Below are 25,264 nucleotides of genomic sequence, written 5' to 3'. Positions count from 1 at the left end.
GGAGGGCGGAAATGGACAGGCGAAGGCCCGTCGCAGCGCTGCTGAGCATGGCTGCGCATGCCGCGTTCCTGCCCGCCCTGGCGCAGGCGGTGCGCGAGGCGCCGCCGCCGCGCGAGCGTCCGCCGGCGGCGATGCGGGTCGTGTTGCTGCCGGAACTCGAGGCGCAATTGCCGGCACCGCCCGAGGCGGGCGACGGGCGTGTTGCGTCCGTGCCGGCGGCGATGCCGCCCGTACGGCAGGAGGCGCCTGCCCAGCCGCGGCGGGCGGCGGCGCGAAGGCCCGCCGCGGCGCCATCGCCGCCGCGGCCCGAGGCGGCCCGGCCGGCCGCGCCGGCGGTGGAGGCCGCGGCCGGCCTGCCGCGGCCGCCCGTGGAGGCTGCCGCCGGCACGCAGCCCGCATCGCAGCCGCTGGCGCCGCAGGCGGCTGCATCCTCCCCGGCGCCGTCGGCCGTGCCCGAAACCCCGCCGGTCCGCGAGGCGCACCCGGACTACGCCTACAACCCCGCGCCGGCCTACCCGCCGCTGCTGCAGGAGCAAGGCATCGGCGGCGTGGTGTGGCTGCGGGTGTGGGTCGACGGCGACGGGCGGCCGCGCGAAATCCGCCTTGCCAAGGGGAGCGGCTACCGCCTGCTCGACGATGCCGCGCTGCGCGCGGTGCGGAACTGGCGCTTCATCCCCGCCCGCCGCGGCGACGAGCCGCTGGCGAGCTGGGTCGAATTCCCGATCCGGTTCACCGTGAGCGGTTGAGGCGGAGCGTCCGGCGACGTTCAGTCGTGCAGGAAGACCTGCAGCAGGTCGTTGAGGAAACGCCGCCCTTGTGCGGTGGGGCGGATCGCGTCGGCGGCGAGGTCGAGCAGGCCGCGGTCGCGCGCGGCGCGCAGTTCGTCGCCGATCGATTCCAGCGGCAAGCCGGTGCGGGCGGCGAACAGGGCGGGCGGGAAGCCATCGGCGAGGCGCAGCGCGTTCATCATGAATTCGAACGGCAGTTCGGCCACGCCCACGTCGCGGCTGTCCTGGACGAAATCGCCGCGCGCGGCGCCTTCGAGGTAGCGCGCCGGGTGCTTGTGGCGCATCTCGCGGCGGATGCCCTCGTGGCTCGACAGCTTGCCATGCGCGCCGGGGCCGATGCCGAGATAGTCGCCGAAGGTCCAGTAGTTCAGGTTGTGCAGGCACTGCCGGCCGGGGCGGGCGAAGGCGGAGGTTTCGTAGTGCTCGAAACCCGCGCCCGCCAGTTCGTCCTCCATCGCCTGCTGCATGTCGGCGGCGGTATCGTCGTCGGGCAGCGGCGGCGGGTCGTGGGCGAAGGGCGTGTTGGGTTCCAGCGTCAGGTGGTAGCAGCTCAGGTGGCCGACGCCGGAGCCGAGCGCGGTGCGCAGGTCGCCGAGCGCCATGTCCGGCGTCTGCCCGGGCAGCGCGTACATCAGGTCGAGATTCACGCGCTCGAAATGCGCCTGCGCGACGTCGATCGCGCGCCGCGCCTCGTCGCCGCCGTGGATGCGGCCGATACGCGCCAGCATGGCGTCGTCGAAGCTCTGTATGCCCAGCGACAGCCGATTCACGCCGGCGGCGCGGAAGTCGCGGAAGCGTGCGGCTTCCACCGTGCCGGGGTTGGCCTCCAGCGTGACCTCGGCCAGCGGATCGAGCGGCAGCAGCATGCGGATGGCGGTCAGCAGCCGGTCCAGGCCCGCCGCCGACATCAGGCTGGGCGTGCCGCCGCCGAAGAAGATGCTGAGCACCCGCCGTCCCCAGACCTGCGGCAGCGCCGCCTGCAGGTCGGCGATCACCGCGTCGATCCACGCCGCCTCTGGAATGGCGGCGCCGTCGCGCGCGGCATGCGAGTTGAAGTCGCAATACGGACACTTGCGCACGCACCAGGGGAAATGCACGTACAGCGAAAGGGGCGGCGGGGCGGTCAGTTGCGGGCGTTCCGGCAGCGGGACGGCGCGCTGCAGCGGGGCGGCCGGCTGCAGCGCGATGATGCGGCGATCGTTCATCGGGCCGGCGGCGTCACAGCGAATGGTGCTTGAGCCGGTCGAGCAGGTGGCGCATGGCGCCGCCGCGGTGGCTGAGGCTGTTCTTCAGCTTGGCGTCGAGTTCGGCGGCGGTCTGCTCCAGCTCGGGCAGCCAGAATAGCGGGTCGTAGCCGAAACCGCCCTCGCCGCGCGCTTCCTCGAGGATGGTCCCGTGCCATTCGCCATCCGCGATCAGCGGGCGCGGGTCCTCCCCGTGCCGCACCAGCACCACGCTGGAGAAGAAATAGGCGCGGCGGTCGGCCACCCCGGCGAGCTTCTCCAGCAGCAGGGCGTTGTTGCGCGCGTCCGATTTCGGCTCCCCGGCGTAGCGCGCCGACTGCACGCCGGGAGCGCCGCCCAGCGCCTCGACGCACAGGCCCGAATCGTCCGCCACCGCCGGCAGGCCGGTGGCCGCGGCGGCATGGCGCGCCTTGGCCAGCGCGTTTTCGACGAAGGTGGGATGGGGTTCCTCGGCCTCGCCGACGCCGAGCGCGGATTGCGGGATCACCTCGATGCCGAGCGGCGCCAGGAGGGCCTGCATCTCGGCCGCCTTCTTCGCGTTGTTGCTGGCGAGGACGAGTCGTCTGCTCATGGTTCAGTCTCCGGCGACGGCGCTGCGCTGCAGTTCGTTCAGGCGGCGGATGCCGCCCTCGGCGAGGTCCAGCAGCGCGTTCAGCTCGGCGCGCGAGAAGGCGGCGCCCTCGGCCGTGCCCTGTACCTCGATGAGGCCGCCGCCGGCGGTCATCACGACGTTCATGTCGGTGTCGCAGTCCGAATCCTCGGCATAGTCCAGGTCGAGCACCGGCACCCCGCGATGGATGCCGACGGAGACCGCGGCGACGAAACCGGTCATCGGGCTGCGTTGGAGCGTGCCCGCGGCGACGAGTTTCTGCAGCGCGTCGTGCACCGCGACGCAGGCGCCGGTGATGGCGGCGGTACGGGTGCCGCCGTCGGCCTGCAGCACGTCGCAATCGACGACGATCTGGCGTTCGCCCAGCGCCGCGAGATCGACCACCGCCCGCAGGCTGCGGCCGATCAGGCGCTGGATCTCCTGCGTGCGCCCGCTCTGCTTGCCCCTGGCGGCCTCGCGCGCGCTGCGGGTGTGGGTGGCGCGCGGCAGCATGCCGTACTCGGCGGTGAGCCAGCCCTGGCCCTTGCCGCGCAGGAAGCCGGGCACGCCCTCCTCCACGCTGGCGGTGCACAGCACCCGGGTGTCGCCGAATTCCACCAGCACCGAACCCTCGGCGTGGCGGGTGTAGCCGCGGGTCAGGCGGACGGGGCGGAGTTCGTCGGGCTCGCGTTGGCTGGGTCGCATGGTGTTCCCTGCTATTCCTGTTTGTCGAATTTGTTGATGGCGGCGTTGATCTCGGCGATGGCGCGCTCGATCTCCTCGTCGGTGAGATCGGCCGCCGCGCCGAGGGCGCCCGGTACGGTGGTGCCGACGGGGGCGGGCGGGCGGGCGCGCTCGAAGACGTCGATGCGGGTGGTGTATTCGTCCAGCGCCATCGTCCGCGTGGAGATGGTGTCGACGCCAGGCGGCGCGGATTCGTCCTGCCAGCACATCGCGATCAGCGACAGATTGTCCGCCGTCGCGCCGGCGTTGATCTCGGCGCGATCCAGCAGTTGCGGCACGCCCTGCATCACCGACCTGCCGGCCAGCCCCAGCAGCAGGCCGTCGTCGCCGAGCGGCGCCCACAGGCCGTCGCTGCACAGGGCGACGACGTCGCCGTTGCAGAGCGGGGTGCCGCGCGAAAAATCGATCTGCGGAGGCTGCGTGCCGCCCAGGCAGGAGTAGATGCGGTTGCGTCCGGGGTGGCTCGCCGCGTCGCGTGCGTCGAGCAGGCCCTGCTCCATCATCAGTTGCACGCGCGAGTGGTCGCGCGTCTGCATGTGGATGTGGCCTTGGCGCAGCAGGTAGAGGCGAGAATCGCCGGCATGCGCCCACCAGGCCACGCCGTCCTGTACCACGCAGGCGACGATGGTGGTGCGCGGCGATTCCGGCAGGTTCCGGTCGAAGCTGAAGTCGAGGATCGCATGATGGGCGCTGACCAGTGCGCGCGACAGGAACAGGGCCGGCTCCCGCAGCGCCGGCGTGGCGTCGCGCTGGAAGGACTGCGTGATCACCTTCGCCGCCACCTGGGCGGCGATCTCGCCGTGCAGGTGCCCGCCCATGCCGTCGGCCACCAGCATCAGCAACGCATCGCGCGAGTAGCAGTAGGCGATGCGGTCCTGATTGGTGCGGCGCTGGCCGATGCGGCTTTCCTGGTAGATGGTGAAACGCATGGGTCTGCCCTCAGCTTCGGCCGATGAAGGACCTGAGTCGGGCGCCGAGATCGGTGAACCTGGGCGCGGGGACGGTGCCGCCGGCAGTGGGCTGCATCAGGGCCTTCTGCAGGGCATAGACACTTTGCGGGCGCTCCAGTGCATCGAGGCGCAGGCACCAATCTACCAGCCCCAGCAACTGGTTCGAATAGCGTCCCGTGTGCGTCCTGGCCAGGGGCTGCAGCGTGTCGCGCTTGACGCGCTCGTCGGCGCGCGGCGGCGCGGTGCCGGCGATGCACGCGTGCAGGCTGGCGCCCACGCTGTAGATGTCACTCCACGGTCCCAGTCCGTTGCGGCCCTCGTACTGCTCGGGCGACGCGAAGCCGGGCGTGTACATCGGCTTCAGGATGGGCTGGTCGTTCAGCAGCGTCTGCCGCGCCGCGCCGAAATCGAGCAGCACCGGCGTGCCGTCCTTGCGCAGGTAGATGTTGGAGGGCTTGATGTCGAGATGCAGCAGCTTGTGCGCATGGACCTCGCGCAGGCCGTTGAGCATGCGCGCGAACACCGCGCGGATGAAGTTCTCGCGCAGCTCGCCGCGGTGCTTGTTGATGTAGTCGTGCAGGGTGCGGCCGCGCTCGAACTGCATCACCATGTACACGGTGCCGTTGGCGCGGAAGAAATTGAGCACCCGCACCACGTTGGGGTGCATCAGCTTGGCGAGCGCCCGGCCTTCCTCGAAAAAGCACTTCATGCCGTAGCGAAACGCGGGCAGGTGCTGCTCCGACACCTGCGGCTCGATCTCGCCCTCGCCGCGCAGCGCGAGCGAGTTCGGCAGGTATTCCTTCAGCGCCACCGGCGTGCCGTCGGTGTCCAGCGCCAGATAGACGATGGAAAAGCCGCCGACCGAAAGCTGCCGCTCGATCCGGTAGCGGTCGAGCTGGTAACCCTGAGGCAGCGCGCAGTTCGCTTGAGGCGGCATCTTCGGCGGGGATAAGATTCGGCTTTCCGCCGCATTTTCCAGAGTGGGGCTTGCAGTTTAATCGATAGCAGCGCGATCGCTGCAGCTTCCCGGAGACTTCCATGGTTCACAGCATGACCGGGTTCGCGGTGCAGAATCGCGACCTGGGCGCCGCCACGCTTCATCTCGAACTGCGCAGCGTCAACTCGCGTTATCTCGACCTGTCGTTTCGCATCGTCGACGACCTGCGCCAGGCCGAGCCGGCGCTGCGCGAGCGCATCGCCGCGCGCCTGGCGCGCGGCAAGGTGGAATGCCGCCTCAACCTGCAGGCCAACGATGCCGCTCCGCGCAGCCTGGCGATCAACGGCGCGCTGATCGCGCAACTGGCCGACGCGCAGGCCGCGGTGCGCGAACGGATGCCCGATGCCAAGCCACTGTCGGTGGCCGACGTGCTGCGCTGGCCGGGCATGCTCGCCGACGACGGCCTCGCCTTCGAACAGATGCAACCGGCCATCGCCGGACTCATCGACGCCGCGCTCGACGAATTCGTCGCCACCCGCCGGCGCGAGGGCGACAAACTGGCCGACATGATCCGCGAACGCGTCGTACGCATGCGCGAACTCGTCGCCACCGCCGCGCCGCGCATGCCGCTGATCATTGCCGAATACCAGGACAAGCTCGCCGCGCGGCTGCGCGAGGCGGTGGCCACGCTGGACGAAGACCGCATCCGGCAGGAGGTCGCCCTCTACGCCCAGCGCATCGACGTCGCCGAGGAGCTGACCCGGCTCACCACCCACCTCGACGAAGTCGAACGCATCCTCAAGACCGCCGGCTCGGCAGGCAAGCGGCTGGATTTCCTGATGCAGGAACTCAACCGCGAAGCCAATACCCTGGCATCCAAGTCGCCCGCCACCGACATCACCGGCATCGCGATGGAAATGAAGGTGCTGATCGAGCAGATGCGCGAGCAGGTGCAGAACATCGAGTGAGGTTTCGGGGTGGTTCACTCCATCCAAAAAACTCCTTGAAAATCAGTTGATTAGGGTGGTTTTTCGGGTCATGACGTAGCAGGCGGTTTCAGCGTAGCGCACGATTTCTGTGGGGTAAATTGTGGGGGAAATCTTATGCCCTGCGATTTGCGGGCTCCGGCCCGGATTTTTACCCCACAGTTTCTTCGTGAATCGCTGTGGAGACCGCGCCATGACTGAGATTGAACACATCACCGACAAGACGCTACGGGCCTGGCTGAGCAGGGGTCCGACGGACCGCGGCATCGGTGGCGGGCTGACTTTTGTAGCCACCGCCGTCGGTGCCCCAAAAGGGCATGCATCCTGGATTTTGCGTTACCGCTTCGGTGGCATGAGTCGGGAGAAGGTGCTCGGCCGCTATCCCGACCTTTCGCTCAAGGATGCCCGCGAACTGGCTCGCCAGGACAGGGCGCGCATCCAGCAGGGGGTGGATGTCGCCGCCGAGAAACGCGCCGAACGGCTCAAGGCCCGGGAGCGGACCGACGTGGCGGCCCTGGCCCAGGCCTGGTACGACCGCCACATCGCCAGGACCTACAAGCATCCCGAGGTCGTGCTGCGTGCTCTTCGCCGGCACATCAACCCGATGATCGGAAAGCTGGCTGTGGAGGAAGTACGGCCGCTGCACATCGACAGGGTGCTCACCCGCATCCTCGACGCCGGCGCGCCCACGGTGGCCAACGATGCACTGCGCTACCTCTTCCGCATGTTCCACTTCGCCGTGAAGCGCCGGTGGATCGAGGCCAATCCGGTCTCCGGCTTCGAGATCTCCGACGCGGGCGGTGCCGAGCCTGCCCGGCAGCGCTGGCTGAACCGCGACGAACTCGCGGCGCTGGCCAAGGCCATGCGCGACACTCCGAACTTCGGCCGGGAAAACGAACTGGCAGTCTGGCTCCTGCTCGCACTGTGCGTGCGCAAGATGGAACTGCTGTCGGCCAGGTGGACGGAGTTCGATCTGGCACGCGGCGTGTGGTCGCTGCATCCTTCCCGCACCAAGACGAAACAGCCCATCGACATCCCGCTGGTGCCCCAGGTGCTGGGGTGGCTGGAGGAGGTAAAGGTGTTCGCGTGCAACAGCGAATACCTGTTTCCCGCCCGCAGGCGGATCCACATGAAGGGCGGCGTGGTGAGGCGGAACCGCTTTGGCCACATCAGCCCCGACACGCTGAACGTTGCGCTGCGCCGGCTGCCGCTGGACGGCATGGCGCACTTTACTGTGCACGATATGCGGCGCACGGCCCGCACGCACATGGCCGCGCTGGGCGTGGACCGGTTCGTCGCCGAACGGGCGCTGAACCACAAGCTGCGCGATGTGGAGGGCGTGTACAACCAGTACGACTACTTCGAGGAACGCAAGGACGCCCTGGCGCGTTGGGCCAGTCTGCTCGAATCGATCGCGCGCCCTGAACACCGGGGAGAACCATCATGCTCCGAACTACTCAAGGAAGGCTGCGCTTCGCCCGGCACGAGGTCGACGCGTTCCGCGCGCTCGGTATCGACGTGAGCCACGTGCGCACGGCGGACGCGTTTGCGGAGGCCGTGCGCGACTGGCTCGATCTCATTGCCGAAGAACGCCCTGAACTGTTCGACAAGATCACCCGGGCCATCATTTCGGGTGACTGACGAGGTCACCTCCCGTTGGCGCTTGGTGGTCGGGGGGGCGGTCTCCATAGTCAGAAATCGTCCATGGCGCCGATCCGGCATGAGAGCGGGGCCCGGTCCTGATCGGACCCAGCCCTTCGTTTCCAAGCCGCCATCACCGCAGACGGAAAGCGATCAGTACCATTTGGAAATCGCGCGTTCGATACGCGAACAGAATGGTTGAACTTGAGATTACGTGAGAGATTCCGCCTTGTAGAGCGACAACATCTCGAATCGGCAGTTTGGGGCGCAAGTACCCAACAGGGCCGTTTTCAGTACGCGTTTAACCGGCTGCCGGAGCACCAGGCGATCAACCCACCACGGCGAACCAAGAGAGGTAACAGCCAGCGTTCTTCGGAGCTTATGGAGCCGTGGCTTGATTGGGCCGAGGTCGGTGGCGTGGTCGTAGGCGATGCCGGGAGCCCAGACGCGATCAAACCACCCTTTCAGCATGGCCGGAAAGCTGAACCACCAAGTGGGAAAGACAAGAACCAGAACTTCGGCGGAAAGCAGTCGGTCGATTTGGTCTTGAACGGCGACAGAGTCGAACGTTGGGCTGTAGTAGCTTTGGCGTTCGCTGGCCGTGAGAGCAGGCGAAAAAGCAGACAGATAGAGGTCTTCGACCATCACCTCGTGACCGCTTGCCGTCAAAGCGGCAATGACAGACTGAGCCATTGTGTGGCACAGGCTGTCGGTGATGGGATGGGCTATGACGACGAGGCACTTCATGCTGCTGGCTTGCATCAGAGTTCAGCGGACGGGCGGTGAACAGGTTGGTGCACGGCGGACATAATTAAACAGCGAATCCGGCAGCACGTATGAGTCACAGAGTTCCCCCGTCTTTCTACGTAGATGACAGATACCGGTTCAGTATGCACCGAGCCGCCTCAAGCGTGCCGATGCCCGTGCGGGAGCAGTAAACACAGCAGTGAGCGTGAGCGGCGTTTCACTTCAATCCGTGGCATGAATGCGCGACATCGCCGCCAGCACACGGCCCGCCGCATCCAGATCGGCGGCGCTGAACGCCGCGGAGATGTCATGCACGTGCCGTTGCCAGTTCTGCAGTACCGCCTGATAGGCCGCCTGTCCCTGCGAGGTGAGGACATACAGCGGGGAACGCTTGTGCGCGGGATTGGGGCAGGGGGCGACCAGCCCCTCCTCGACCAGCAGATTGATCTGTTTCTGCACGCCCTGCCGCGTCAAGCCCATCGTGGCGGCGATCTGGGGGACGGTAGGAGTCTGAGGGGCCATCGAGATGGCGCCCAGCACCTGCCAGCGTGCGCTGGTCAGTCCGTGCGGCGCGCAGAAGCGGTCGCCCCATTCGATGAGCTGGCCGTTCAGACGGAAAACGGCCAGCGTGACAGCCGTCAGTTTGTCGGCCTTGGCCTGACTCATGGCATCTCCGCAACTCTGTATTTGACAACCAGTTTACAGCAAGGGCGGCGGGCCGGGCCGCTGTGTAGCCGGGGGCGTTCGGCCTGGGAAGCAGGCCGGGCGTCGATCATTCAGCCAGAGCGACTGCGGCAATCAGAAGCGCGATCAGAACGAGGATGGTCAGTGCGAGGGCAGGGTTGGAAAATGCGGGCTGGCCGACGTCCGCCGGCACGTGCTTGTTGCCGGATAACATCGGCATGATCAGGTTTTCGCCGCGCAGCGCCCAGTGCAGCACCACGGCCAGCACATGTACCGCGATCAAGATGTCGATTGCATAGGCCAGATTCGTGTGGACGCGAGCGGCGAGGTTGGCCGCCGTATGGCCGATCCAATGCGCCAGCGGCCCGTCGAACGCGATACTGTCGCTGGAGAACAGGCCCGAAAGCGACTGGATCAGCAGCGTCGCCAGCATGGCCAGGATCATCCATGCACCGAGGGGATTGTGTCCCGTCGTCTTCGGCCGCTTGCCCGACAGGTAGTCGTGGATACCGCCAATACCGGTGACGAAGTCGCTGAATCTTGCGGTCTGACTGCCGACGAAACCCCAGACCAACCGGAACAGCACCAGAACCAGGGTGACCGTGCCCATCCGTGCATGGACTTGCATCTGCCCTGCATAAGCACTCAGGAACAGCACCGTCATCAGCACCGGCAGCGCCCAATGGAACAGACGGACGGGCAGATCCCAGACACGGATCTTGCGCAGTGCAGGCTGCCCCACTAGCGCCCCCTTTTGTACGATCGATGGCAGGCCGCGCAACTGTCGGCCACCTGCTGCAAGCGCTTGGAAAGGGCCGCGACATCCGCATCGCTGGAAGCCGCCAGTTCCGCCAGTCGCCAGGCGCTGGACTCGAACGCCTCGGCTCGCTGTACGAAATCGGGGAAATTAGTCCAGATACTGCGTTTGGCTGCGGAGAAGAAGCCGCCCTGGGCGTCCGGGGGATAGAGGCCGGGAATCTTCCGCGCAAACACCACCATCGAGCGTGCCTGCTTGGCGACGGTGGTCATGTCGCCTTTTTCGATGGCATCCTTGATCTCCGCGATGGCGCGTTTGCTGTCCTTGAAGCCGTCGATGCGTTCACGTACGGGGTCGGCTGCATTGGCCGATGACATCAGCACAAGTGCTGTCGCCATAATCAGGAGCGGCATGGCCGCCCGGTTCTGTTGCTTCTTCATGGTGCTTTCTTCAACTCAAGGTCGATAAGAGGGATGGGATGGAGGTGCCTCTCCGGTCTTCGTCACCGCGCGGGGCGGCGTAGCCTGCCCGTCATCCTGAGTCCGTCACGCATGTTGAGCCCCAACAGGGCGATGTTTGCCGCGCCCGCTGCGAGTTCGAGCGCCTGCACGGCATAGAAGACACCATCGAACTCGCCCGCCCGGGCCTTGGAGGCCAGGAACAGGGCGGCGGGAATGAGGATCAGGACGCCATTGGCCGCGATCCACTGCATGCGCTTGATCTTGGCGCTGAGCAGCCCGCCGCGGCGTCCCTGTGCCAGCGCGAATCCGCTGCCACCGGCGGCCATCAGGGCCGGAATCAGCACCAGCAGCCCCCACGGAATCGCCGTCTTGACCGCCGTGATGGTTTCATCGGTGCCGAACGATTCGCTGAGCGCGGTGGCCAGCCAGAACGTGGCGATGCACAGCATCGCAAGCCCTCCGGCGACGGGGTGGATGATCTTCTTCATGGCAGTGGGCTCCTTGATCCGGTTTCGCGCACCTTGCCGGGCCGAACCTGCCGCCGCAGGGTGCGGGAGAGCATTAGGGGCACGGGGAAGCATCGAGTAGTGGCTGAAATTGACAACCAGTTTCCTATATATGGAAACTGGTTGTCAATGCGGGCTGACCTCGATCGTGCCCCGGGTGGCACCAGGCTTGTGTGGCCCGCAGTCGCAGGCCGTGGGGTGTCACACCGGGTGCGGCGCTGGTTGCAGCGAGTTGTTCCCCGCACGCCGGTTGCCGTGGTCGTTGCACCGCCGGGGTCGTCGTTGGCGAACGGCCGGAAGCCGGTGAGATACGGGCGGAACGCCGTCCTTGATGCCTTTCGGACTGGTCTATAAACTGGTCTATGCCAAGCGGAGAATGTCATGAACCATGAAATCGGCTCGTATGAGGCCAAGACCAGGCTGCCGGAGTTGCTCCGCGGCGTGCAGGCGGGCAAGCGTTACACGATCACCCTGCGCGGCGAGCCGGTTGCCGATCTGGTGCCGGCCGAAGGCGGCAAGCAAGCGGATGCCGCGGCGGCCGTCGAGGCGATGCGCCAGTTCATGCGCGCGGCGCCGCCCGTCAAAGGGGTCGATCTCAAGGCGCTGATCGACGAGGGGCGGGCGTGAGCACCGTCGCCCGGCCGCCCGAAGGCGGCGCTCTCCTCCCGTGGGGAGGTGGTCGCGCCGGCGACCGGAGGGTAGTCCACTGAGCTTCGTGCTCGACAACTCGGTGGCGATGTGCTGGCTGCTGGCCGATGGCAAGCCTGCCGATGTGGCTTACGCCGAGGCCGTGCTGGATGCCCTGCGGGAACGGCAGGCGCTGGTCCCGTCGCTGTGGGCGCTGGAGGCTTGTAACGTCATCGCCAGGGGCGAGGCCAGGGGGCTGCTCACCGAGGCCCGTTCCCAGGCGTTCGTCGTCCTCCTGGGACGGCTGAACATCGCGACGGATACGGCCACGGCGGCGCACGCCCTGGGCGACACCCTGCACCTGGCCCGGCGCTACAAGCTGTCGGCCTACGACGCGGCGTATCTGGAATTGGCTCTGCGAACCGGCTCACCGCTCGCGACGCTGGACGCAGACCTCAAGAAGGCGGCGAAGGCCGCAGGCGTGCAAGCGTTCGCCCCGAATTGACTCTTCGTGCGCTGCGCGAGGGCGGCCGCCGGGCGGTGGCGGCATTCGAGACCGCCGTGGCGGACATCCCGCAGATCGTCGGGGCCCAGCGCCTGTTCGGCGAGCCCGACCACCTGTTCCACGTCGTCGCCCACGATCTGCCGGCATTCCAGCAGCGCTACGACGAACACCTGTCCACACCGCCCGATGTCCAGCGCCGGACCTCCACGCTGGTGATGAAGCGGGTCATTCAGGAGCGCTGCCTGCCGCTGTAGTCGTGGCCGTCGACGCGTCGTGCCTGCTACGCCGATACCATTCAGCGAGTGGTGGTCAGGCCCCTCTCCCCTCGCGGGGCGGAGGTGGAAAGGCGACCTGTTTGTCGACAACCTGTTCGACCTCGATCCGGCGGCGGTTGTCGCGGCAGCACAGAAGCAGCGGGCGCAGTTGAAGCACCCGTCGCTCGACGTGGACCACTACTTCGACGTGCTTCTACGCCAGGGGTTGGCCCAGACCGTCAAGGCGCTCTCGACCTATCGAGCCATCCTCTGACGGCATTGGTTGCGCCGGTGAGCGCGTCGCGGCGGGCCTGCGGGAGCCGCAATAGGCATTCGTGATCTGCACCCGCCCATGCCCGAGGTGTTCCGCGATGCGTTGCCGGGCTTGTTGGTCGAGTGCGTGATCGACAGGCGTACCGCCGGCCACCGGCGGCCGCTCCCCGGTCATCGCCTCGTAGTCCTCGGCCGCGCCCTGGTGCCGCAGGCCGTGCGGCGTCACGCCGAGCGCGGCGCGGGTGATGCCGTGGCGCTCCATCACGTAGCGCAAGCGGCGCAGTGCCTGCTTCAGGTCCAGGCGCGGGTCGCTGACACTGTCGTTGACACCCACGGCGACCTTGCGCGCGTAGTCGATGGCGGCCGCGCGCAGGGCGTTGTCGATGGGAATCAGCCGCCCGCGTCCGCCCTTCGTGCCGCGGTGCGTGTCCAGGTAGAACGCCGCGCCGTCTTCCGGCTGGCCGGCCTGCGCGGCGGTGAGCACATCGACGTGCGGCCGGAGCATCGTGCTTTCCTTGAAGCGCAGGCGGAAGGCCTGCATCAGCCTGAGCGCGGCGGCGGCATGCACGTCATAGGCTTCGACCTCGCGGATCACCGCTTCCACATCCACGCTCCGGGCCCGCCAAGACTTGTCGATGCCGCTCGCCAGCGATCGCCGGTAGAGCCGTGGATCGTCGAAATAGCTTGCGATGGGCTTGAGCAACTGCGGTTTGCCGATCCAGCCCGCGAAGGTTTTCATGAAGCTGAAGTAGGTCTGGATCGTCGCCGGGCGCATCCGGACGGCGCGGGCTTCCGCCTGCCAATGGCGGGTGACGGCTTCCACGTGGCGCCCGCTGAAGGAGCGTGGATCGAGTTTGAAGCGCCGGGGATGGTCGCGCAGGAAGTCGAACAGCCAGAAGCAGAAGCGCGCCCGTTCCCCCATCGTTTTGTGGCTCACCCCCTTGTGCTTGCTGCTGTGTCGCCAGTTGTGCCGTTGCAGGATGAGGTGCAGCACCAGGCGGCAGCGCCTCGGGTCGAGAGGCATGTCGTCCAGGGCCGGCGCCTCGCGGGTGCGCGTGCGGCCCCGGCCGGTGCGGTGCCGCGGCGGGGAGGTCGTCTTGCGTGAGTCGTCGTTGCGTTGATACATGATCTTCCCTCGTGCCGGGGATGGAGAACCCGTTCGGTTGTGCATCGGTGGGTTCCAAAGGCCGATGCGGTGCCAGTGCTTTGCCGCTTCCTCAGGCAGGCGCGGCGCGGAGGTGCGTAAAAGTGATCGCCAGCCAGCACACGTCGGGCGTGATGTAGCGTTCGCCGTGGCGAACCAGGTTCTCGAGGAACCCGAGGCAATCCCGGAGGTGTGACCTCCGGCACGGTGCTCGGGCGGCACCGCAAACTCGTCCTTCCCGCCGGTTCGATTGGCAGCGCCCGTTCCGCGACGGGCGCGCGAGACCGTTTCACGCGGACCGTGCGGCCGCACGCGGCGGCGCGGCACGGCTGACCGGGGTCAGTGCGTGAGTGCGGGGAGGAGGAACTCGAACGCCGCCCCGCAGGGCAGGCGTCATTCGTGGCTTGAAGAAACACGAGGGAAGGGCATCCCTGGATTGCCTCGGGGGCAACCGGGGGACGGATGTGCTCCAGGCACTGGCGGTCGGGCCGTCATCCGGGGAGATCGCTGCTCGAGGCAGACGACCTCGAAGGAGCATGACTGCGCCAGCGTATCCAGTACGCCGGTGCGGCCGGGCGCCATGGTCAGGCCATGGTGCCGCGCTCGGGAAAGAACACTCAGGATGCCGGGCATCCGGATCAACGGCGCGCGAAGCGCACTGCGGTGATGATCACCGCGACTTGAAAGGCTTGCATGTTCGCGTGCTCGATGCACGCACCGGAATGCCAGCTGGACCGGGGAGTAACATTCCCAGTGTGGGGCGGGATGCGTGCCCTTGCAAGCGCAAAAAGTGCCGATTAGGCCGACGCTGGGCGCAATTCTCGATGTCTCGCCAGGCCTTGACTGGACATCGTTCTACCTCTGGTTCCGAACCGGTGGGGTGGTCTGGTCGGTCCATGAGCCGGACTTGGATTACCATGCGACGCCAGTCACACGTGGGTGCAAGGGCTTGAACAAGGGAGCATTTTCTTGCCAGTTCATGCGCACTGCAGTCCGGATACAGTGCGACCACCGGTGAACAAAATGCGGGCTTCCGTCGCGACGTGCCGTCGCTGGGCTTGAAACGGGCGCCTTCCGCGCGACGCTGGACAGGTCTTCCACTGCCTGGAGCATGACCATGTCCGACTTGCAAACTATTCACGGGCGCATCGTCGACCTGCGTCGCCACGTCAACGTCCATCTCTACCACTTGCGACCTTGCGCGCCGAGCGACCGCTACGAGCTGTGGATCCGCTGCCAGGATGGCAGCGAACGGAAATTCACGCTCCACACCCGCTGCATGCCGGCCCGGCGCGGGCACGAGGTGAGCCTGATCGTCGCGCTTGGCAAGACCCCCCGGGTCCTGGGGCTGGCCAACTGGACGGCCCTCGACGGCGCCAACTACGTCCGTACCGATCCGCCTGCGCTGCTGCGGCCGCGGGATGGGCTGGCCGTGCTGGCGCTGGGCACGCCTTTGGTGGTCACGTGGGGCGCGGCCGGTGTCGTGTTGTCCGTGCCGGTGGCGCTCGTCTATCTGCTGGCGGCCGGGGTGCTGCGGGCGGGCGCCCGGATCCGGCGGGCCGCGCAGGTGGATATGGCGATCGACCGGGAGGCCGGACGGATCGCCGGGCCATGGAGGGGAGCGCTGCATTGAGGGCCGCTCGTTTCGTCCTCGATGGGCTGTTGCCTATCATGGACTCACCGGAACTGAAAATCCTTCGTCACGCTGCCCTGGTTGAAGCGATGGCCTTCGTCCATGCTCTGATCGAGCAATGTGGCGGCCTTCTGGCCGGGCTCTCTCCCGGGTGAGGTTGGCGCCGTGAGCCTCGGCGCATGGCCGCCTCGCTCAACTGGTGGGCCAGAGGGGATGCGGCGTCATCGCCGCATCAGCGACAAGGAGATGCCGGCGCCGATGAAGAAGCCCCCCGTCGCGATATGGAATGCACGCCGAACACGCGCATTGATGCTCGATCCGTGGAGGCGCCCGGCAAATACACCATACGCGCCCAGCACGCAGCCGGCCGTGGCGAGATGAATCGCGGCCAGGAGAACAAGCTGAGCCGCGATCGGGCGGGACGGATCGATGAACTGCGGCACCAGAGAACCGAAATACAGCAGCGCCTTTGGATTGGCCGCGCGAAGCGCGAATCCGCCAAGAAACGACCGCCGTGGAGAGGAGCCGGCCTGCGGCGCGGCCGCCGGACCGGGTTGGGCGGAGAAACCGGCGGCGAGCAGACGCAGGCCGAGATACACCAGATAGGCGACCCCGGCCCATTTGATCAACGTAAAGACCTCATGGGAGGCGACAAGAATCGCGGTGAGCCCGGTGATCGACAGCAGGATGTACAGGGCATCCGCGGCAAGCACGCCCGACCCGGCCGCCGCGGCCGGGCGCAAGCCATGCGCAACCCCTTGGGTCGTGACATAGACGATGGAAGGCCCCGGCGTGGCGGTCGCCACCAGGCTCACGAGAAAAAACAGGGCGAGGTTATCGATCATCTGGATCCTCCTGCAATTTTTTCACGATACACCACCGGCATGGGAATGTGCACTTTCGCAGGCCCATGTCAGCGTCTCCCGGCGGATAGCGGCGCGATACCGGTGGAGGCAGGCAGCCGCCCGCAGGGCTTGACCTATCGGTTCGACGCCAGGAAGGACCGGCGTGCCGGAGCTTCCCGGCATGGTCACAAATGCCTGACAATTCATCATTTGTCATGTATCGCTCGATTACTGGACCCATGTGCCGCCTCCGCTTCGTCATCTTGCTGCTCGTCCTGCCCCTGTCCGGCTGCACCATACTTGAACGCACGGCGCACATGTACGGCAGCGAAGCGCCGGCTCCCCAAGTGTTCCAGTTCAAGGATGGCGGCACCAGCATCTACTATGCGTTTACGGCCGGAGATTCGCCGCAGCCGGATACTGCGGTCTTTTTCTACGGGGCAACAGGCTGCCCCAGCTGGAAATCCGTCATACCAGGCTACGTCAGCGGCCTGGCCGTCCCTGCCCGTGTTTTCGTCCTCAACAAACGATTCGTCGCCGACCGTTCCACGGGCTTGTTCGGCTGCGGCCGGGACTTCCACCTTGCGAACAATCCCGGGCGCTGGCTGGCCGACTATTCGGAATTCATCACCACGCAACTGGACGCCGCCGTGCCCAGACCAAGAAACGTGGTCCTGGTGGGGGTGTCGGAAGGTGCATTGCCTGCGGTCAAGGTCGCCGGACTGCTCCCCGAAGTCACCCATCTAGCGATCATCGGCAGCGGCGCCTACACTATGCGCAGGTCGCTTTCCACGCTGAAGCAGAAAGGGGCCATTGCGTTCGATGTCGAATCGGGCTGGCAGGCGATATCCACCGACCCACGCAGCATCGAGAAAAGCTGGTATGGCAATCGCTACCGCTGGTGGTCGGACATCATGGATCTCGACCCGCTTCCTGATTTTCTTCAGTTGAACATCCCCATCATTGTTGGCATCGGTGAGCAGGATCGGAGTGTGCCCGTCGAGTCCGCGCGCTTCTTGGAATCGAAATTCAACGAGGCGGGGAAAAGCAATCTCACTTTGATCGTCTACCCGAGTGCGGATCACCGTCTGGGCGCCAGGGGTATTTCCCATCGCAGTGATTTTTTTGCGGAGCTGAGTCGTCTGTTGCGATCCACGGATGACAGTGCGGCCGAGCGGGATTCGGCACAAGGGGCGCGTCTCGTGCCTTGAACACCCGGCGGTGGGGAAGCGCACCATATCAACCTGAGGTCGGCCGGTTTGAACCTGCGTGGGTGGTGGAAACAGCGAAAACGCTGTTTTCACGCATCAGGGCGTAAGCGATGCCTTGCGCGCTTTACCGTGATATGGCCTTCAGCCGTGCCCGGTAATCCAGCGGCTCAAGTTGGGCCGTCGTAGACAGCGCGCCACGGAGAATGAACAACTGTGGCTTCCGGGAGAACGCAAAGACCCGATAGAGACAGAAGGCATCCTCCGTTTCCTCGGAAAAGTCGACTTCATTCCGACTGACCACAAAGGGGGTCAGTGAGCCGCCGTTGGTCGTCTTGACCTCGATGAAGCGGGCAATGCCGTCAGGCTCGAAAGACAGGATGTCATAGCCGGCTCCATCCCCAAGACGATTGGAAACCCAGTCGATCTTGTCGATGAGGTGCGCGCACTGCACCTCGGCAAGACGGGTCCGCTCGAACCCCACGACCCAGGCCTCCCCATTGTGTCCCAAGGCGCGATTTCGCTCATCCCGCGCCGCATAGTCAAGCCTTCGCGGAAGGCGCTGCCGTTTCGCGGGCTGTGCGCCTGATTCAATGGTCGGAACATCGACCAGGACACCGCGGTAAAGCCTGTCGCCGGGCGCTGTCATCTCCTCGATGGCATCGACAACCGCGGCCAGTTCATGATGACGTCGCTCGACATAGTTCATCACCTCCTGCCGCAAGCGTTCTTGGTAGTTCGCTCTCGGCTTGTAGCCGGCGATGTAGGGGAGGCCCAATTGGTCGAGAGCCGCCGAAATGTTCTGGTGCTTCATCTCGACCGAACCCTTGCTGCGTGCCCTCAGCCGCTGACGCAGCTTCTCATTGTGGTCCGCCTTGCTGTAGAGAATCCCCTTTGATTCGAGACGGAGCATGTCGAAATAGTCGTGGACTACGGCTTCCACCTCCTCGGCGGACCAGTCCTGTCCAACGCGGACAACCTCAAACCCAAGCTCTGCCAGGAGCCGCTCCACGGTTGCCTCGCCGCCGGAGAATTCGGCCGCGCAGGGGGCCTTCGCCTGGAAAGGCGTAGGCGAAGGCCGCGCCCACGATGGCTTTCGAGTCGTACAGTCGGCCGCTGTCCGGATCACTCAGCATGTAGTCGCGAGACTTGCCGAAGCCGTATTTCTCAAGAAAGTAAGCTCGACCCACTACGTCATACTCGCGCATGGCAGCCCGCACAGCCGCAGGGTCGTTCAGACGGTTGATGCCCATGGTCCCCGAGTGTATTCGTTTCCACCAGGTTACCCCACAGCAATATCCGGCGTCACGACTTCGTGGCTGCATGTTCTGCCGAACCTTGACTAGACATCGCTCTACCTTTGGTTCTGAGCCGGTGCGGCAGCCCTACCCTTCCAAAAGCGAGTGCCGGCCGAATCCTCTATATGACGTACTGTTATGTCTTAGTCTTGCCACGGAACGTCGGAGCGTTGGGCCACAGGGCGGTTGGCCACGCTGGACAACGCGCTGGCAGCTGTCCTAGCTGCCGTCAAAGCCGACTCGGAAATGGAATGGCCCAGGCACAACAACATCGAGGTTGACCGGGATGGCCCTTTCCGTGCTGGTGACTATCGTTTAGCTGACGGCGGCCGGGTCGCCGCGCTCCAACCTTGCTGTTACGCCATTGGGGTTGGAAATTGGCCTCTTGTGCCCTGCATAACATGCGCTATACTTTTCATACAGCCGCGCCATGCTGAACCTGCTGCCGGGTTAAACGACGCTTCTCTCTATTTCCTTTCGCTGGCCGTGCCTATTCCCCGGTCGATGCGTAATCGGCAGACATCGACCCTACGCAAAGGAATTTGGCATGTCTAATTCGACATTTTTCGTTTCCGAAGCTGCGGTACGCAATCTCAAGCGAGGTGCCGAGCGGCACGCTTTCGGAGTTTCCTCTTCCCATATGAGCGAAGGTGTCGCCGCAGCTTTGGGTTTCAAAACCTATGCGGCGTTGCGTGCGGCTCTAGCAGGCCGTGCAACCATCGAGGTGCCAAAACCCAGCAATGCTAGGTTGGTGCAGCGTCTGCGCCAGCTAGGCTACGCTGCTATGGCCGACGATTTGCGGTTGCTGCCGGAGTTCGAGCACTCCTATTCCCCATTCCGGGCATTTCCGCTCAGGAAGGTGAGTGCTGTCCGTTGGAAGGCATGGCGTAACCTGCTGGTGGCAGCAATTAACGCGGGCCTAGAGCAGCGCTTATTCGGGCTGTCACCCGGTGAAAATTGGTGGCCCGGCGGTGCGCCGGAAAGCCATGCGTGCGAACGCAGCATCTACCGCTTTATGGTCGATGGAAGCTTACTTGCGATTGCCAGCGTGGATGCGGTCAGTGGCGATGAACTCTCCCTTCATGCCATTCTTAATCCCCGTAATGCCGAGGTGGAGCCGGGGCCGTTCAACGGTTTGCGCGATGGGGATGCCTGGGCTCATTGTTGGGTGGAGCGGAGTTTGGGCGCGTGGATTCAGGATGGGGGTGAGGATTTCTCGTGCAAACGCATTGTGCAATCACGGCTGGCCGAACTGAGGATTGAGCCACTCGGCTATTCGGACCAAGGCAGCTTCTTCATATAGGTCTGTCTCTGTCGGTGTGCGGTTCGGGGCTGAGCAGGCCTGCTCTGTACGCCGACAGACTTACGGTTGTGTGATGTCTGTGATGCAACTGCGGCCGTCTAGCGTCACTCCGGCTGCGCTGCGTACTGCGCTTATCGACCTTTTTTGCTCTGAGGCCACACCTCGGGCGGCTGTCTGACTACTACGCCCTGAGCTGGCAGGGGCGCGTTGGCGGGACGATGGGGCGAGCGTCAGCTCTAAGTGGCTGCCGCGCTGCTGAAGCGACTGATGGCGTAAAGCCATATAAACGAGCTTGCCTACAGTAAGTTTTCTTCCCTCTCTCGCACTGCTCGTCTTATCATGTCTGCATGAAACGCGCGTCATGGCTTATCTCCTGGATCGGCGAGACGGATCTCTTGTGTGCTGAGGGACGTCTCCGGGAGCAGCTCGGGCCTATCGCGTCTGCTGTCTCTGCTCATTCAAGATTTGACTGCATCCATCTCCTCACCAACTACCCGTTCGAGCGCAGTCGTACCTACTGCGCCTGGCTTGAGCAGACTACGGGCTGCGTGGCAACGGATCTCTACCATGTCGAGCTGTCGAGTCCAATCAACTATGCCGAGATCTATGAAAAGGTCAGTGCAGAGCTGAAGCAGGCACGCTTGCCTCGAGAAGAGGTGGAGCTCGCATTCCATCTGAGTCCAGGCACGCCGGCGATGGCGGCGATCTGGATCATGCTGGCGAAGACCCGCTTTCCCGCGCGCCTCATCCAGACGTCACAGCAGCGCGGCCTGGAGCAGGTCGACTTCCCGTTCGATTTGGCCAGTGACTTCCTGCCTGAGTACCTGAAGCGCAGTGATGATCGAATCGAACGCCTGACTGATGGGCGGCAGACGGCGCCTGAGTTCGACAAAATCATCCACCGCAGTCTCGTCGTTGCACGTGAGGTCGAGCGCGCCCGGCGGATTGCAGCGTTCGATGTTCCGGTGCTTGTGCTTGGCGAAACAGGCACAGGCAAAGAGTTGTTCGCCGAAGCGATCCACGCCTCCTGCCGACGCAGCCCAAAGCCTTTCATTGCGGTGAATTGCGGGGCGATCCCGAAGGAATTGGCCAACTCGGAGCTCTTCGGCCACAAGAAGGGCGCATTCACCGGCGCAGACCGGGAGCGGGCGGGGCATTTCCGCACGGCGGAAGGTGGCACGCTGTTCCTGGATGAAATCGGGGACCTGCCGCTCGATACCCAAGTGCGCTTGCTGCGGGCCCTCCAGGAAAAAGAGATTACACCGCTGGGGGCTTCGCATCCGGCAAAAGTGGATGTGCGGGTCATCGCTGCGACCCACCGCGACCTTCAGGCGGACGTTGCTGCCGGGCGGTTCCGGGAAGACCTTTTCCACCGGCTGGCAGTCGGAGTGCTCCGCCTGCCGCCGCTGCGTGCGCGTGGCGAGGATCTCAATCTGCTGATCGACTACTTCCTTGAGCGGATCAATGCTGACGCAGCCATGCGTTCCGAAGCGCAGCGCAAGGAAATTTCTCCAGAGGCAAGAAAAGTTCTGCTTGCACATGCTTGGCCGGGCAATGTCCGGGAGCTGTATCACACCCTGGTGCGGGCTTCCATCTGGTCGACTGGGACCGATGTCACCGCAGATGAGATCCGGGAGGCGCTGCTGGTAGCGCTGCCCAAAGACGACGCACAGATCTTGGGCCGTGCCTTACACAAAGGTTTTGACTTGCAGGGTTTGCTCGACGGAGTGGCGCACCATTACCTGGTACGTGCGATGGCGCAAACCGGCAATCGCAAGAAGCAAGCGGCCGAGTTGCTTGGTTTCTCAAACTATCAGACGCTGACCAACTGGCTCAGGAAGCACGGGCTGGAGAACGAGGATAACAACGAATAGGGAGGACGGCATGATTCTCGCCATGAAACACGAGGCTGATGTGCAAGACCGCCGACGCAGTAGATGCAGGAGAGAGCCTCACTGAACTTTGAGCCGCTACGTGGCGCCCATTCCGAGCTGGCGAACGTGGACGGCTTTGCGGAACACTATGCGCATACCGGTCCTGAGAGCGCACTGGTCACGCTGTGCAACTTTGCAGAGCGGACAGTCGATCACATTTACACCCGTCTCCGCCTGCCGCGTGCGCTTCAGTCCAATTTCATGAACTTGCTGACCAATGCAGCTTTCACGTGTTGGCAGGCAGGGCTGTCTTGGACAAATTTCATGCGTTGCGAAAGCTCGGCAATCGCGCTGTGCACGCTGAGGATGTCGAGGCGGCTGACGCACTTCGCGGCGTCTATGAGGCTTCCAGCTTGCTCGGTGGTACCACGTCACATTTCTGGGTGGTCGGGTCAGCGATATTTGTCGACACAGCGCAGATCACGCTGCCGGCGCTTATGATAGGCGCATATCGTAGTGACTGACGGCGGCACGGGCATGATTCGCGCGGAGCTCGGGGCACACTACCTTGGCCATCGCGAAGGGACGACGGCTACATCGGGGCGAGCGGACGGCGGGCAAGCAGCGCCTAGTGAAAGGTCGCAAGGGTATCGGCAAGTGCTGATGGGATGCGATTGAGCATACCGAGTACGGTGTCGTGCTCTCGCACATCCACGATGCACCCAGGAAAGACGTGATTGCCATTTTCGAGGCGCTCGCGATGAGTTCGGCCTCGCTGAAATGGCCATGTTGGTCACCCAGGCGAAAGTGAGAATGTTGTTCCTGGATGCGCTTGAGCTGCCGACCCGCGACCCCGCTACCGCCATGAGCTGTCGAAGCACATGAATAAGCCCATCAAAGTGATCGTGATGGGTGGCCGTCGTTCCCAGGACTTCCCGCAGCAGAACCTCGATCCAGACGTGGAAGCGCGGGCTTTCCTGGATGTCGTTGCCTCGACTCGACGCGCGATCGACTGGCAGCTCGAGGTCCAGTGATTGGATGTGAAGAGGCGCCAGCGGAGGGTACTTACATGCCTGAGTATAAAAAATTTTACTAAATATACAAATTAATACTATCTCAGAGGCGGGAGGTGTTTTTAGCGCATTGATTTTATTGACCTTCCTTTCTGGTGCGGTTCTCGCTTTTCAAATGTGCCCGCCATGTCAGCGGCAACACCGTCGCCTTTGCGGCAGATGCCATCTCTTTGAAAGGAACTCGGTCATGGTACGTCGTGTTTTTTATAGCTTTCACTATGCCCCCGATAACTGGCGTGTTTCGCAGGTGCGGAACATTGGCGCTATCGAAGGTAATAGGCCCGCATCCGACAACGATTGGGAAACGATCACCAAGGGCGGTGACAAGGCCATCGAGAAATGGATCGATGAGCAGATGAAGGGGCGTAGTTGCGTGGTCGTGCTGATCGGCGCGGGCACGGCGAATCGGAAATGGATCAATCATGAGATCGTCAAAGCCTGGAATGCAGATAAAGGCGTACTGGGTGTTCACATCCATAATCTCAAGGACCGTGAGGGCAAGACCAGTAAGAAGGGGGCGAACCCGTTCGACTACATCACCTATGGCTCAGCCGGCAAGAAGCTATCCGCCATCGTCAAAGTCTATGATCCGCCCGGCGTTGCGAGTACCGACGTCTATAACCACATCAAGAACAATCTTGACCGGTGGATCGAAGCCGCCATCGACATCAGGAGCAAGAATTGAGCACGTCGAATTCCACATGGGCCGCCAGCCGAGAGCAGCGCCGCTTCATTGGCAATTTCGGCGACAAGATACTGAATGGGGAGGCCGCCTTGTTTGTTGGTGCCGGTGTATCAAGGAGCGCCGGGTTTGTGGATTGGAAGGCGCTGCTGAGCGATGTCGCCGACGAACTCGATCTGGACATCGGTAAGGAGCATGATTTGCTGGCGTTGGCGCAATACCACGTCAACGGTCATGGCGGACGTGCCGAGCTTAACCAACAATTGATTGATGTCTTTACGCGTGATGCTGAGCAGACGGAGATGCATAGTACGTTGGCGCGCCTCCCGATCGATACGGTCTGGACGACAAACTATGACCAGCTGCTGGAGAAAGCATACGAGTCTGCTGGCCGGCGTGTCGAGGTAAAGCTGTCGATCCAGAACCTTGCACAGGCCCGAAAGGGCCGCGATGTAACGCTCTATAAGATGCATGGTTGCGTGACCCAACCCCACGATGCAGTGCTGACCAAGCAGGACTATGAAATCTATGACTTGGAGCGCAGGCTGTTTACTGACAGCCTGAAGGGGGACTTCATCGAAAAGACGATACTCTTCTTGGGATTCAGCTTTTCCGACCCGAACGTCGAACGGATTCTGGCGAAGGTGCGGGAGCAACTGGGGCAAAACCAGCGGACACATTACTGGATCGCGCGCCGCCCGCCACAGACGTGTCCGATGGGGAGGCGTCCGGCAGAGGAGATGGAGTATGACCGCCGTAAGGCGGAGCTCCAGAGCGCAGATCTGAAGCGTTACGGAATCCATACCATATGGGTGGAGGATTACGCCGACGTCCCCAGCTTGCTGCGGGCGTTGGAGGCTTACGTGACCCGCAAAGGGGTCTTCGTGGCAGGCGCAGCGCATGAACCAGGCGAACTTGGCTGGAATCGACTGAATGAGTTAAGCCGGGTACTTGGGGGGGAGATCATCCGGTGCGGATTCAACCTGGTTTCGGGCTTCGGTATCGGCATCGCGGAGCAAACCATCCTCGGGGCATTCCGGGCAGTGTATGAGAGTACCTACACGCAATCAGCCGAACGCGTACTCATCCGCCCATTTCCGGGGAGCGCCCCCTCGGCGCGGCGTGCCGAGGTCTTCCGCCGCCACCGAGAGGACCTGATCGCTCAAGTTGGCGCACTTGTCGTGATCGCCGGCAATAAGGCGGTTGAAGGAGACAGCGTTGTTCCATCCGGTGGCATCGAAGAAGAGGTGCGGATCGCGCTTCGCTTGGGCAAGCCGGTGATTCCGGTGGGACTGACCGGGTATGTGGCCCATGCCGTGTGGGAGGCAGCATGCGCAGCGCCCGATCGCTATCTTCCTGGAATCGATGGCACAGCTGAACTTGAAGTCTTGGGTAATGCCGCTTCCACCGTTCAAGAGATTGTCGGGGCAGTTTCGTCTCTTCTGACGAAGGCAGAGAAGATCGCTTCTGCGCGATGCCGGGAGAACGCTTCTAGATAGCGTTTCCGGCGG

Annotated in this window: 29 protein-coding genes; 15 read left to right on the top strand and 14 right to left on the bottom strand. The window is 64.2% G+C overall.

The genetic code is table 11. The annotated features are described in order from the left end of the window. Positions 1–11: 11 nt before the first annotated feature. A complete protein-coding gene (locus CCZ27_RS19755; RefSeq protein ID WP_157748656.1) occupies positions 12–746 on the top strand; it encodes an energy transducer TonB in 735 nt (244 codons plus the stop codon). A gap of 20 nt (positions 747–766) precedes the next feature. Here the strand turns inward: CCZ27_RS19755 and hemW are convergent, their stop codons facing one another. From hemW to CCZ27_RS19730, 5 genes are read right to left on the bottom strand one after another with little or no spacing between them, the layout of a single operon-like run. Then, complete coding sequence (hemW, locus tag CCZ27_RS19750; protein ID WP_096451049.1) at positions 767–1,993, bottom strand: radical SAM family heme chaperone HemW; 1,227 nt, start codon at positions 1,991–1,993, stop codon at positions 767–769. A gap of 13 nt (positions 1,994–2,006) precedes the next feature. Beyond that, positions 2,007–2,603 (bottom strand): RdgB/HAM1 family non-canonical purine NTP pyrophosphatase, encoded by a 597-nt coding sequence (rdgB, locus tag CCZ27_RS19745; protein WP_096451047.1) that lies wholly within the window; start codon positions 2,601–2,603, stop codon positions 2,007–2,009. A gap of 3 nt (positions 2,604–2,606) precedes the next feature. Then, on the bottom strand, positions 2,607–3,326 hold the full coding sequence (gene rph, locus CCZ27_RS19740) for a ribonuclease PH (protein WP_096451045.1): 720 nt from the start codon (positions 3,324–3,326) through the stop codon (positions 2,607–2,609). An 11-nt stretch (positions 3,327–3,337) separates the two neighbouring features. Next, positions 3,338–4,294, bottom strand: coding sequence for a PP2C family protein-serine/threonine phosphatase (locus CCZ27_RS19735; protein ID WP_096451043.1), 957 nt, complete (start codon positions 4,292–4,294; stop codon positions 3,338–3,340). Between the two features lie 10 nt (positions 4,295–4,304). Beyond that, a complete protein-coding gene (locus tag CCZ27_RS19730) occupies positions 4,305–5,252 on the bottom strand; it encodes a serine/threonine protein kinase (RefSeq protein ID WP_096451041.1) in 948 nt (315 codons plus the stop codon). A 101-nt stretch (positions 5,253–5,353) separates the two neighbouring features. Between CCZ27_RS19730 and CCZ27_RS19725 the strand changes: the two genes are divergently transcribed. The 3 genes from CCZ27_RS19725 (at position 5,354) to CCZ27_RS24570 (ending at position 7,879) form a co-directional block, all read left to right on the top strand. Continuing rightward, a complete protein-coding gene (locus CCZ27_RS19725; RefSeq protein ID WP_096451039.1) occupies positions 5,354–6,220 on the top strand; it encodes a YicC/YloC family endoribonuclease in 867 nt (288 codons plus the stop codon). Between the two features lie 211 nt (positions 6,221–6,431). Further along, positions 6,432–7,760, top strand: a complete 1,329-nt coding sequence (locus CCZ27_RS19720; protein WP_232516475.1) for a tyrosine-type recombinase/integrase — start codon at positions 6,432–6,434, stop codon at positions 7,758–7,760. Then, positions 7,757–7,879 carry a hypothetical protein gene (locus CCZ27_RS24570; protein ID WP_269769082.1) on the top strand — a complete coding sequence of 41 codons (123 nt, stop codon included), beginning with the start codon at positions 7,757–7,759 and terminating at the stop codon, positions 7,877–7,879. Before CCZ27_RS19720 ends, CCZ27_RS24570 begins: the two co-directional genes overlap by 4 nt. 210 nt (positions 7,880–8,089) lie before the next feature. Here the strand turns inward: CCZ27_RS24570 and CCZ27_RS19715 are convergent, their stop codons facing one another. The 5 genes from CCZ27_RS19715 to CCZ27_RS19695 form a co-directional block, all read right to left on the bottom strand. Next, positions 8,090–8,641, bottom strand: a complete 552-nt coding sequence (locus CCZ27_RS19715) for an NAD(P)H-dependent oxidoreductase (RefSeq protein WP_198363201.1) — start codon at positions 8,639–8,641, stop codon at positions 8,090–8,092. Between the two features lie 207 nt (positions 8,642–8,848). After that, positions 8,849–9,292, bottom strand: a complete 444-nt coding sequence (locus CCZ27_RS19710) for a MarR family winged helix-turn-helix transcriptional regulator (RefSeq protein ID WP_096451037.1) — start codon at positions 9,290–9,292, stop codon at positions 8,849–8,851. 106 nt (positions 9,293–9,398) lie between these two features. Then, entirely contained in the window at positions 9,399–10,052 is a 654-nt protein-coding gene (locus CCZ27_RS19705) for a cytochrome b/b6 domain-containing protein (RefSeq protein ID WP_198363200.1), read from the bottom strand. After that, complete coding sequence (locus tag CCZ27_RS19700) at positions 10,052–10,507, bottom strand: cytochrome c (protein WP_096451035.1); 456 nt, start codon at positions 10,505–10,507, stop codon at positions 10,052–10,054. The genes CCZ27_RS19705 and CCZ27_RS19700 overlap by 1 nt, the downstream gene beginning before the upstream one ends. Before the next feature lie 62 nt (positions 10,508–10,569). Beyond that, the gene (locus CCZ27_RS19695; protein ID WP_096451033.1) at positions 10,570–11,016 is read right to left on the bottom strand and encodes a hypothetical protein; all 447 of its coding nucleotides are present in this window, start codon (positions 11,014–11,016) and stop codon (positions 10,570–10,572) included. 399 nt (positions 11,017–11,415) lie between these two features. On the opposite strand from CCZ27_RS19695, the gene CCZ27_RS19690 reads away from it, so the two are divergent. From CCZ27_RS19690 to CCZ27_RS24845, 4 genes are all read left to right on the top strand, one after another. Then, entirely contained in the window at positions 11,416–11,661 is a 246-nt protein-coding gene (locus CCZ27_RS19690) for a type II toxin-antitoxin system Phd/YefM family antitoxin (RefSeq protein WP_096451031.1), read from the top strand. 88 nt (positions 11,662–11,749) lie between these two features. Continuing rightward, positions 11,750–12,166 carry a type II toxin-antitoxin system VapC family toxin gene (locus CCZ27_RS19685; protein ID WP_232516474.1) on the top strand — a complete coding sequence of 139 codons (417 nt, stop codon included), beginning with the start codon at positions 11,750–11,752 and terminating at the stop codon, positions 12,164–12,166. After that, positions 12,163–12,420, top strand: a complete 258-nt coding sequence (locus CCZ27_RS19680) for an Lrp/AsnC ligand binding domain-containing protein (RefSeq protein WP_198363199.1) — start codon at positions 12,163–12,165, stop codon at positions 12,418–12,420. Before CCZ27_RS19685 ends, CCZ27_RS19680 begins: the two co-directional genes overlap by 4 nt. Positions 12,421–12,439: 19 nt before the next feature. Next, a complete protein-coding gene (locus tag CCZ27_RS24845) occupies positions 12,440–12,694 on the top strand; it encodes a VapC50 family PIN domain-containing toxin (RefSeq protein ID WP_465312630.1) in 255 nt (84 codons plus the stop codon). On the opposite strand, the gene CCZ27_RS19670 is transcribed toward CCZ27_RS24845, so the two are convergent. Then, positions 12,635–13,819 carry an integrase domain-containing protein gene (locus CCZ27_RS19670; RefSeq protein WP_157748654.1) on the bottom strand — a complete coding sequence of 395 codons (1,185 nt, stop codon included), beginning with the start codon at positions 13,817–13,819 and terminating at the stop codon, positions 12,635–12,637. The two genes, CCZ27_RS24845 and CCZ27_RS19670, sit on opposite strands and share 60 nt — an antisense overlap. Positions 13,820–14,954: 1,135 nt before the next feature. Between CCZ27_RS19670 and CCZ27_RS19665 the strand changes: the two genes are divergently transcribed. Beyond that, entirely contained in the window at positions 14,955–15,470 is a 516-nt protein-coding gene (locus CCZ27_RS19665; protein WP_157748653.1) for a hypothetical protein, read from the top strand. A 221-nt stretch (positions 15,471–15,691) separates the two neighbouring features. On the opposite strand, the gene CCZ27_RS19660 is transcribed toward CCZ27_RS19665, so the two are convergent. Then, positions 15,692–16,315 (bottom strand): LysE family translocator, encoded by a 624-nt coding sequence (locus CCZ27_RS19660; protein WP_096451023.1) that lies wholly within the window; start codon positions 16,313–16,315, stop codon positions 15,692–15,694. A gap of 191 nt (positions 16,316–16,506) precedes the next feature. Between CCZ27_RS19660 and CCZ27_RS19655 the strand changes: the two genes are divergently transcribed. After that, positions 16,507–17,526 (top strand): alpha/beta fold hydrolase, encoded by a 1,020-nt coding sequence (locus CCZ27_RS19655; RefSeq protein WP_157748652.1) that lies wholly within the window; start codon positions 16,507–16,509, stop codon positions 17,524–17,526. Between the two features lie 124 nt (positions 17,527–17,650). On the opposite strand, the gene CCZ27_RS19650 is transcribed toward CCZ27_RS19655, so the two are convergent. Both CCZ27_RS19650 and CCZ27_RS24840 read right to left on the bottom strand, forming a co-directional pair. Then, a complete protein-coding gene (locus CCZ27_RS19650) occupies positions 17,651–18,535 on the bottom strand; it encodes a protein NO VEIN domain-containing protein (protein WP_232516473.1) in 885 nt (294 codons plus the stop codon). After that, on the bottom strand, positions 18,504–18,731 hold the full coding sequence (locus CCZ27_RS24840) for a ScoMcrA-related endonuclease (RefSeq protein WP_465312638.1): 228 nt from the start codon (positions 18,729–18,731) through the stop codon (positions 18,504–18,506). The genes CCZ27_RS19650 and CCZ27_RS24840 overlap by 32 nt, the downstream gene beginning before the upstream one ends. A 637-nt stretch (positions 18,732–19,368) precedes the next feature. Here CCZ27_RS24840 and CCZ27_RS23730 point away from each other — a divergent pair. From CCZ27_RS23730 to CCZ27_RS19630, 5 genes are all read left to right on the top strand, one after another. Next, positions 19,369–20,124 (top strand): hypothetical protein, encoded by a 756-nt coding sequence (locus CCZ27_RS23730; RefSeq protein WP_157748651.1) that lies wholly within the window; start codon positions 19,369–19,371, stop codon positions 20,122–20,124. Between the two features lie 548 nt (positions 20,125–20,672). Beyond that, entirely contained in the window at positions 20,673–21,998 is a 1,326-nt protein-coding gene (locus CCZ27_RS19645; protein ID WP_232516472.1) for a sigma-54 interaction domain-containing protein, read from the top strand. A gap of 881 nt (positions 21,999–22,879) precedes the next feature. Further along, positions 22,880–23,032 (top strand): hypothetical protein, encoded by a 153-nt coding sequence (locus tag CCZ27_RS23725; protein ID WP_157748650.1) that lies wholly within the window; start codon positions 22,880–22,882, stop codon positions 23,030–23,032. 226 nt (positions 23,033–23,258) lie between these two features. Beyond that, entirely contained in the window at positions 23,259–23,756 is a 498-nt protein-coding gene (locus tag CCZ27_RS19635; RefSeq protein WP_096451017.1) for a TIR domain-containing protein, read from the top strand. Next, positions 23,753–25,252 (top strand): SIR2 family protein, encoded by a 1,500-nt coding sequence (locus tag CCZ27_RS19630; RefSeq protein ID WP_096451015.1) that lies wholly within the window; start codon positions 23,753–23,755, stop codon positions 25,250–25,252. Before CCZ27_RS19635 ends, CCZ27_RS19630 begins: the two co-directional genes overlap by 4 nt. Positions 25,253–25,264: the final 12 nt, after the last annotated feature.

Origin of the sequence: Thauera sp. K11 (genome assembly GCF_002354895.1) — a bacterium.
Classification (GTDB): domain Bacteria; phylum Pseudomonadota; class Gammaproteobacteria; order Burkholderiales; family Rhodocyclaceae; genus Thauera; species Thauera sinica.
This window is presented reverse-complemented; position numbering and strand designations above follow the sequence as displayed.